The organism is Chryseobacterium sp. CG10_8 (assembly GCF_058117085.1).
The window spans coordinates 1-6,132 of sequence record NZ_JBYVEB010000138.1 but is presented as its reverse complement, the minus strand read 5'-3'; the positions used below and the strand labels follow the sequence as shown (position 1 = coordinate 6,132).

General features: G+C 28.3%; 9 protein-coding genes. 6 read left to right on the top strand and 3 right to left on the bottom strand.

Going from position 1 to position 6,132, the window contains the following annotated elements; genetic code table 11:
- The 6 genes from AC4AGG_RS14910 to AC4AGG_RS14885 all read left to right on the top strand — a co-directional run.
- Positions 1-127 (top strand): helix-turn-helix domain-containing protein (locus AC4AGG_RS14910; protein WP_489772812.1); only part of this gene is annotated, 127 nt, incomplete at its 5' end.
- Positions 128-245: 118 nt separating this feature from the next.
- The gene (locus AC4AGG_RS14905; RefSeq protein WP_489772810.1) at positions 246-833 is read left to right on the top strand and encodes an AAA family ATPase; all 588 of its coding nucleotides are present in this window, start codon (positions 246-248) and stop codon (positions 831-833) included.
- 64 nt (positions 834-897) lie between these two features.
- Complete coding sequence (locus AC4AGG_RS14900) at positions 898-1,125, top strand: hypothetical protein (RefSeq protein WP_489772809.1); 228 nt, start codon at positions 898-900, stop codon at positions 1,123-1,125.
- Between the two features lie 80 nt (positions 1,126-1,205).
- Positions 1,206-1,454 carry a hypothetical protein gene (locus AC4AGG_RS14895; protein WP_489772808.1) on the top strand — a complete coding sequence of 83 codons (249 nt, stop codon included), beginning with the start codon at positions 1,206-1,208 and terminating at the stop codon, positions 1,452-1,454.
- A gap of 2 nt (positions 1,455-1,456) precedes the next feature.
- The gene (locus AC4AGG_RS14890) at positions 1,457-2,569 is read left to right on the top strand and encodes a replication initiation protein (protein ID WP_489772807.1); all 1,113 of its coding nucleotides are present in this window, start codon (positions 1,457-1,459) and stop codon (positions 2,567-2,569) included.
- A 31-nt stretch (positions 2,570-2,600) separates the two neighbouring features.
- Positions 2,601-2,744, top strand: coding sequence for a hypothetical protein (locus tag AC4AGG_RS14885; RefSeq protein WP_489772806.1), 144 nt, complete (start codon positions 2,601-2,603; stop codon positions 2,742-2,744).
- A 389-nt stretch (positions 2,745-3,133) separates the two neighbouring features.
- Here AC4AGG_RS14885 and AC4AGG_RS14880 read toward each other — a convergent pair whose 3' ends face one another.
- Genes AC4AGG_RS14880 through AC4AGG_RS14870 form a run of 3 tightly spaced genes read right to left on the bottom strand, consistent with a single transcriptional unit; the run spans position 3,134 to position 6,024 of the window.
- Positions 3,134-4,594 (bottom strand): DNA polymerase, encoded by a 1,461-nt coding sequence (locus AC4AGG_RS14880; protein ID WP_489772805.1) that lies wholly within the window; start codon positions 4,592-4,594, stop codon positions 3,134-3,136.
- Positions 4,591-5,853 (bottom strand): RNA-directed DNA polymerase, encoded by a 1,263-nt coding sequence (locus AC4AGG_RS14875; protein ID WP_489772811.1) that lies wholly within the window; start codon positions 5,851-5,853, stop codon positions 4,591-4,593. The genes AC4AGG_RS14880 and AC4AGG_RS14875 overlap by 4 nt, the downstream gene beginning before the upstream one ends.
- A gap of 30 nt (positions 5,854-5,883) precedes the next feature.
- Positions 5,884-6,024 (bottom strand): hypothetical protein, encoded by a 141-nt coding sequence (locus tag AC4AGG_RS14870; RefSeq protein ID WP_489772804.1) that lies wholly within the window; start codon positions 6,022-6,024, stop codon positions 5,884-5,886.
- Positions 6,025-6,132: the final 108 nt, after the last annotated feature.

The following is a 6,132-nucleotide window of genomic DNA, read 5'->3' as shown; positions in this document are numbered from 1 at the left end:
TCTAGAGAAGTACCAATTTGCTAAACACCTTTACGATAATAAAAGCATCCCAATAGATAAGGCATGTAAACAAGCAGGTATTAGTAAAGCAACTTTTTACAGAATTGAAAGAAGTTTTATAACTTAATCTTTTTGTTTCTATATAAATGTATAATTGTATAAATACACATTTATGTAATTATATTAATACATATTTTTATAATTATATACTTGTATTTTTATATATTTGTACAAACATTCTGTTTATGGCTAAAATTATTCTAACAACCCATCAAAAGGGTGGAGTTGGTAAATCTACACTCACATTCAATTTAGCATCCAACCTTAGAAGTAGTGCAAATGTTTGTATTATAGATATGGATTCACAAGGTTCATTATTAAATATCCGAGAGTTGTCAGAAGTTCCTATTTTTTCTTCAGACAAGCTAAATGAAGTTTTAACCTCTGATTATGACTTTGTTTTTATTGACACCCCACCCTATCTTTCGGATAATCTCGCAGAACTTTGTAATCTTGCAGATATTATTATTATTCCAACAAAGGCGGGGATTTTAGATTTACTAGCTATAAAATCAACAATTGATATCATAAAAAGTGGCAACAATCAGGATAAAGCATTAATTGTTTTCAATATGATTAAGCCAAACACAACATTGACACAAGAAATCAATGATCAATTGAAAGAATACGGAATAAGAGTTTCTCGAAAAATGCTTTCTGATCTAGTGTCGTTTTCTCGATCCGTTGTTCTTAATGGGGTAGAGGACAATCCTAACGCTCAGCGTCAGATCGACAATTTAACTAAAGAGATTTTAACACTCGCTATACAATAATATAATTATACAATTATTTATTTGTATATTTGTTTAAAAATATAATTATATAAATCTATACACAATGGCAAAACAAGATTTATCGGCTCTAATTGGGAAAGCAAAGGAAACTCAGTTATCAACACCAGTTCAAAAGGTTGTTCCTGTACAGAAAAAAGTGAAGGAGACTCCCTTTAATGTTCATTTTCCAAATGATATACTTAAAAAACTGAAGATGATGTCTGTTGAGCAGGAGACATCAATCAAAAGTTTAATTGTGTCTGCGGTACAGGAAAAATATTTTAACAAATAAAAAGGGCTGGCTCAAAACGAACCAACCCTTAAACATATAATTATGTTTTTTCCTGTAACAAAAGTAGGAAATATTGTGTTATGAAAGTAAGAGAAAGCAAAGGTTTTTTTTGTGTGGTCTATTTCACGGATACTAAAAAAACATGTTTTTATCATAAAGTATGGAAGCCTAAAAACCTTGCAGCTACGGTGAATAATTGGTTATGGATAAAATGCTATATTCATAAAGAAGATTATTTTGACAACCCAAAAGCAAACAATTATTTCAGAATATTTGATAAGGATAATCCTATTGAAGATTTCACGTTTCAGCAATTCAATAAGAATTAACAATGAAAGAAAAAGCACCAAGAACCGGGAACTATCTCATACAGTCTAATTACTTTACTAAAAGTGTTTTGCGTGATGCTACCGAAATGCAGAAAGAAATATTGTATTTCATCCAAAGTGAAATAGATTTTTACGACGAAAACGCCACCGGAATAGTTAAGTTCAATTATGAACGTTTTCTGAAATATAAGAATATAGAAAAAAAGAATACTTATTCAAGCTCAGAGTTTTTTTCTGTCATTAATGGATTAAGGGATATTAATGGCGTGTTTTATAATAAACCCACAAAAACTACTGTCTTTTTTAATTTGGTTGATAGTGTTGAGATTAATGATACTGACACTAATGAGTTTAAAATAAGGTTTGCCAATTTTGGTAAAATTTTCTTTTTCAAAAAATTTGCTTTAGAATATGTTGAGAACTCAAAAGTTCCTTATACCCAAATCGAAAAAAACATTATTGATTTGAAAGGGGAGAAGCGGAAGAAATTTTTTGAATTACTTTCTCAATATAAAGAAACAGGAATTTACAGGGTCTCTTTAGAGGAATTCAAAATTCTTTTAGGATTTATTGAATATACAAATAAAGAAGATTATTCTAACAGTATGGAAATTAAGCAGCTTCAATTAGAATTTCTTTTTGATAACAATGAAGTTCCGCAAGATTTTGAAAAAGTTGAATATCTCAAGGTTTGGGGAGAGTTCAAAAGGGTTTTTCTCGATCCTGCAATTGAGGAGATTAATAAAAACTCTAAGCTTGATATAGACAACATAGTATATACCACAAAGAAAACAGGAAGGAAAATTACAGGGTTAGAGTTTAGGTTTAAAAAACGAATAAAGAAAGATAATCTTTCAGATGAAGAGCGTAAGGCTTTAGCTTATTTTGTGGATTACGGATTGAACGAGAACCAGGTCTTTTATCTATTACAGCGAATAGGATATGCAGAAATGTACAGAAGACTTAATGAAATGATTACATTCAATAACAATTATGACGCTAAAGGGTCAAGTCTTTACAGGAGAAAAGTGTGGTTTGAGAATTCTACTGGAAATGAGATTAATAATTTAGGTGGCTATATGTACGAAAAAATGTTTCCTGAATTAAAAGGGTAGGAGAGAGCCTGGTCTTATGTTAAATTACGGAATGACCTACATAGTTAGCGGAATGACCTACATAGTTAGCGGAATGACCTACATAGTTAACGGAATCACCTACATAGTTAGCGGAATCACCTACATAGTTAGCGGAATGACCTACATAGTTAGCGGAATCACCTACATAAAATAGGTCGGAATGACCTACATAGTTTATACTCAGACAATCGGAATGACCTACATAATAAGATAACAAATATACGGAATGACCTACACAGAAACATCGGAATCACCTACATTGATAACCGTGTAATAACTTGTTTTACAAAAACTTGCAAAGCTTAAAAAACTATGTAATTAAAATTATATTGCTTTTTAAAAAACATATGTTTTATAGTCGGAAAAAACATTCCTCTTGTTGAAAATGTTTTTGTCTCTATTTTGAAAAAGAAAAATTGCGCTAAAAGAAAAAAAAGGAGAAGCTATAAATATTTTAACTATAAGATTCTTTCTTTTTAATCTTTACGGGCTTATTAGAGGAGAAAATATGTCACGATAGACATTAATTTCATTAAAATCATGTTATGTGAATGTGGGAATGTAGAAATTTTGTTCCTTTATTTCAATATTTGTTAATAAGCTACATTCTTTTTGAAATGTTTTGATAAAAATATCTATTATTTGAGATTTGATCTTTTGACAATCTTCAATATCAATTTCATATAAAGCACCATCGTGTAAAGGAATTAATAATCTTGCTTTTTTTACCTTTTGATATGTTTCAATGATAGCTTTTTTGAAAATGTAAGAAGCTTTAGATTGAATTAAATGACTTAAAATCCATACATTATCGTTATCAGCATCTAATTTTCTTACATTGCCAATATCATTACCGTTCTCTATTGATGTTTTTATTAATTCTTTTTTGAATTTAGATAATTCAAAAAATTTTTGGAAATAATTTTCAACTTGCTTTTTGAATTTTGGTGTGTTTTCAAATGTATCCCCATATAAATAGCGATAGAAAAGTATTTTGGCTTCTTTTCTACTTTTGTCAGTTAATTCCTCCTTAAATATATTAATTACAATATCTGAATAAACATCATTATTATTTATTAGCTCTAATAGTTTGCTATCTTTTGAAAGATGAGCTAATATACTAGCTTCGAATTGACTATAGTCAATATAAAATAATTCTTTACCATCTTTTGCAACTATAATGTTTCGGTTTTCTTTTTTTAAATTTTGAAGTGAAGGCTCCTTTATAATAATTCTAGATGTTATAGTTCCAAAACCTACAAAGTAAGGATTTACAATATCAATTCCTCCTAACCTTGACTGTAGCAATAATAATGTGCGTAGATCTTTATTTAATCTATTTAACTTATTGAATTTTTCACAGATTACATCTGATTTTCTAAGTAAGCTAATTGTTTTTTCAACTGATACTAATATCTTATAATTCTTGCCTTTTAAATATCGAACTTGAGTTTTCGCAAATTCAGGCTGAAATATGTTATGCGAAAACTGAAATTCATTTTTTATATCATAGATAGACTTATGAAGATCAATACATTTTTTATCTAAAATATCCCTGTCAATCTTTATCCCTTCAAAGGATGTTTTATGTATAATTTTATTAACTTCTAATTCAACACTATTAAACCTGTCAAATTCTTCATTTGACTCATGTATTAATTTATTGATGAATTCTTTTATTTTCAATAAAAAATCTTTTACATCAGTTATTCTGTATTGTGAGTTGATTATATTTTCTCTTCTTAAAGATTTTAAAATATGCCATTTTTTAAAATCCATCAAATCTTTCCCTCTTTGAGAAAATTGCTTATCAAAGGATTCAATATTGATAATTTCTGGTATTCTTTTAACATTTTGAGATTTTAACTCTCGAATTAAGTCTGAGACCTGAAAAGTATAATACCTATTTCTAAAAGATAAAATATGGTCTTCAGTAAATTCATCTGTTGAAATATCTAAAGAATACCATTTATTTTCTGTGTAGCAAATAATAAAGTCTTTCATATTGAGAATAATTCTTCTATTAAATCTTGGTCATCATTAAATTCAATTTCATGATAGAAAACCAATTCTTTATGACCGAACTTTGATGTGAACTGAAATGAGCTTGATAAAGTTTTATTAATAGCTTCTTTTTTAGGCTCTAGAAGATCGAACGATCTTAAAGCTATTAATGAGGCTCTGTTTTGAAAGTAACCATCTGTGAAGTTTTCTTCAAATTTTCTTAAAAGAACCCTTTTGAAATTCTTATCTACTGTACTTAAATATAAGATTTGTGCTGATGTGGTAGCACTTTGAGTAGAATCATTTATTTCTATCTTCTCACTTGCAAATTTTATTAATTCTTTACATATAAATTTTTGTTTAGCAAATAATAGCCAAATCTGGAATTGCTGATAAGGGTATAAATTCAAATGCTCCTTTAGCACTAATTCCTTTAATTTGGGAGCAAAAAAGTCTGAAAATTGCTCAAGTTCTAATAAAGAAAGTATTCTACAAAATTGTTGGGTAATCCAAGGTTTATCTTTTAGAGCAGTAACTGCTTGGGATAGGGCTTTAAGTAGATCACTTTGATGTGTTTGGAAGTGTATTTTTGACTTAGCTAAATGTTCAATTATTCTTAAAGCAAAGCCTAAATTTCTTGCTTGCTCATCATTTTCATTACCATCAATATTTATGTTTTTAGTTAAAAGATTGATTGCAGAATGAAAAGCTTCGTTTCTATACTGATAGTTTGAAGATTTTGATAAGACTTTAATTCGCTCAATTTCAGAGTTAAAAATATTTGAAACTTCATTTCTTGATATTTTTAGGTCATTGTTCTCAATCCGTTCATTCAAATCGACAATTTCAACAATTTTAGTTTTCTGTGAATTAACGGATAACTGACATCTTTTTAGTTCCTTTTCTAATAAAACTAAAAATTTACGAGCTTCATATTTGTCTTTACATAAAATTTTAATGTCATCTGCAAACCTATAGTATGATTGCGTATGATTATTTAAAAAAACGTCTACCTGATTCAAATAGAATGTTGAGAGTAGAGCTGAAGCATCGTTATTTTGAGGCAACCCATTACTTTTTTTAGAATAACTAAATAGAAATTTTTCAAGTAAATCAATTGTGTTTATATGATTTTTGTTTGTTGCAATTCTTTTCAATTTTTCTACAAGTAATTTTTTATCAATGTTATCATAGTAATTCAAAATGTCAACATGGAGAATACAATTGAAATAATATTGGTCTTTATCTTTTTTATAAATTTCCTGTGCGATTTTATATTTTAGTTTTAATCACTGCTCGACTCCATTTATTAGTAAGCTGTTATGGTTAATTTTATTATAACGGGATGCAAAAACATTAGGAATTAAGGCATCATCAATTAATTCTCCTAATTCTCCCACAATAGCCATATAGATAATGCGGTCAATCAACGGTAAAATATATGCTTCTCTTAAAGTGAAGTTATTTTTTGGTATTTAAACTTTTTGAATTAGGCATTTAAGCAATAATTTGTTTGTAAGAGATTGGTTTTGATACAA